The organism is Actinomycetota bacterium, assembly GCA_036280995.1.
GTDB lineage: Bacteria > Actinomycetota > CALGFH01 > CALGFH01 > CALGFH01 > CALGFH01.
This window is the reverse complement of sequence record DASUPQ010000312.1, coordinates 1-2,453: the sequence shown is the minus strand read 5'-3', so window position 1 is coordinate 2,453 and position 2,453 is coordinate 1. Positions and strand designations below refer to the sequence as shown.

Sequence of the window (2,453 nt, the reverse complement as noted above, 5' to 3'; positions counted from 1 at the left end):
GGGCGCGTCCAGGGTCCTGATCAGCAGCAGGGTCGCGACCATGACGGCCACGACCGAGCCCATCAGCAGGCCCTGGACGACCGCCCGCTCCCCGCTGTCGGCGAAGAACAGCATGTAGACCACGATGAGCCCGAGCAGGAGGGAGAACCCAGTAGCGAGCACCCCGAACACCCCAGAGGCGCGGTCACCGTCATTGAAGAAGCTGCCCTCCGGGGCGCGGCGGCGGACCAGCAACATGGCCGCCACGGCCACCGCCACCGTCACCGCCACGATGACAACACCCCAGAGAAGATTCATTAGATGTCAGGGTGGCAGCCGATCGGTGGGGCGCGCATCACCCGGATCGGGTAATTACCCCGGCCCGCTACCCGCCAACACCACCAGTGTGAGCAAGGCCAGCGCCTGCCCCGAGGTGGGCCGTCGCGCCAGCGCTGCAGCGTGGCTCACTCGTCATCGCTACGCGTCAGCTCGGGTGGCTTAGCCGAATTCGAAGTCTCCCACTCCAAGGCTGCCGCGGGCTTGCCGCCCTTGCCAACGAACCGTTGGCCACCGGGAATATGGCCTCACGCCGGCACTCTGCCGAAGCACTGGGTCCCAGCGAAACGGTGTTCGGGACGTCGACGTCTCGCGCGGCCGCCCACCCGTCCGCCAAGAGAAGGGGTTGGATGGTGGTGCCCCTAGTGGCCCTAACGCGTGCTTCCCGACCTCGCCCCATGGACCTCGACGAGGACATCGCTGATGACCTGAGCCACCTTGGTCACGTCGGCCCGCCTGTCCTCGTAGCCGGTCCTCGTGCGCTCAAGGCGGGCCCGATGCCCGGCAAGTGGATGGTTCTCTTTCCACCAGCGACGGTAGGCCCGCTCGCACACGTAGGGAATCCCGATCACCGCGGCAAAGATGAGGACCGCCACGACGGCGCTGGATCGTCTGATCCAAGCGTCGGCGTCTCGGATCCCAGCCATCTCGACCCCAATCCTTAGCCATCTACGTTGACCTTGCTGGCGGCCGTTCTCACAGTGTTCCGCCCGACCAGCGTTGCCCGGTTGGACGATGACCCGTAGCGCCAGAACTACCGCGCCGATGAGGAGCCCCATTAGCACGGCGAGAGCGAGCCAGCTGCCAACAACCTACCGTTCTGATTGAGCAGCAGTCTTCCAGCTCAGCTACCCCATCTTTCATGATCGCCGGGAACCGTGCCTGTTCCACCCCTCCGCGTTGGCTGACGTCGCGCAGGCGCTGCCCCTTGTCGGCTGGCTCCGCAGCGACGACCGTTGAGCGCCCAGACCACGCCATCTCCTGACGTGCCAGCTCGTGTCAGCGCGCGCTTGCCATGCGCGCGCGCTGACACGGCGATGGAAGCGACGCTCAGCTCTGGGCCTTGCTGGCCTCGGCTTCGGCCAGTTCCTTGTCCATCTCGGCCTGCAGGTTTCCGGCGTCGGTTTCCATGACCGAGGTCTTCTCGGCGTTCTGGAGCAACGACCTGATGTAGGTGCCCTGCTTGTTGACGGCGACGATGATCAGCCCGGACTCACCGGATTCGAGCAGGGTCGCGGCCTCGCGGACCTTGTCTTTGGGGATGTTGTGCCAGAAGTGCCCGGCGATGGCGCCGGCCCCGGCGGCGGCGGCGACGCCGACTCCAGGCGCGAGCACGGCCAGCCCCGCGCCGGCCCACCCCATGTGCTTGGCGGTGCTGTCATGGCGCTCGGTCTGGAGTTTGCCGTTGGCGTCCTTGGTCAGAACGGCCACCGCTGTGTGGCCGAATTCCCCCTGCTTGCGGGCACTCCATACCCGGTTGAAGTCCTCGACAGCAAGGTCGCGGTTCGGGTACTTGGCCGCGGCCAGAACGATCGGGGTGTCGGGATCCATGCAGGACCACCTTTCTCAACCCGGCGTCGCTTCGACGGGCGGGTAATAGGCCTGGAACAGGAGCTGGTCCCTGGGGTTCTCGGCCGCAAACAGCCGCTCAACCCCCAGGTTGGTCGTCGTGCCGTCAGTCTCGCCGTCCCTCCTCCCTCCTGGGCGCCGCCCTCGCCAAGCCAGACACGGTTCGCCGGTCGATCCGCTCCGACCTCGTCACGCCTTCAAAGGCCAACCACGTCCCGGGCGCGCTCACAGCACGCCACCGTGCCGTCCAGCCAGCAGCACACCCCAGCATGCGCGTGGTGGCATCACCCCGAGTGGTTGAAGCCTAGGACGATGAGCTGGACTGGTCCGACGGCCATGGTTGCCCCTTTCGTTTGTCGACGGACTTTGGTGAGTGTGGTTGGCTGGGGGAGGCCGCGCATCACCCGGTTGGGATACGTTCGCCAGGAGTTCAGGCAGTGGTGACCGGGTCCAGCGCCAGCGGACCCAAGTAGCGGGCATGGACCTGTCGCTGGGTGCGCCGGAGCAGCCAGGTCGAACCCTTGGGCCAGTGCAGCGGCTCTGCGACCGCCATGCCGTCCGCGGCGAGC

The 2,453-nt window shown here is 66.9% G+C and carries 3 protein-coding genes; all 3 read right to left on the bottom strand.

The window, feature by feature from the left end; translation table 11 throughout:
* On the bottom strand, positions 1-270 hold a 270-nt coding region (locus VF468_10500; GenBank protein ID HEX5878737.1), incomplete at its 3' end, for a hypothetical protein.
* 416 nt (positions 271-686) lie between these two features.
* Complete coding sequence (locus tag VF468_10495; GenBank protein ID HEX5878736.1) at positions 687-911, bottom strand: hypothetical protein; 225 nt, start codon at positions 909-911, stop codon at positions 687-689.
* A gap of 454 nt (positions 912-1,365) precedes the next feature.
* Positions 1,366-1,866, bottom strand: a complete 501-nt coding sequence (locus VF468_10490) for a DUF1269 domain-containing protein (GenBank protein HEX5878735.1) — start codon at positions 1,864-1,866, stop codon at positions 1,366-1,368.
* Positions 1,867-2,453: the final 587 nt, after the last annotated feature.

Coding starts and splice junctions, on each gene's coding strand:
- VF468_10490 (HEX5878735.1), bottom strand. CDS start 1,866: ATGGATCCCGACACCCCGATCGTTCTGGCCGCGGCCAAGTACCCGAAC.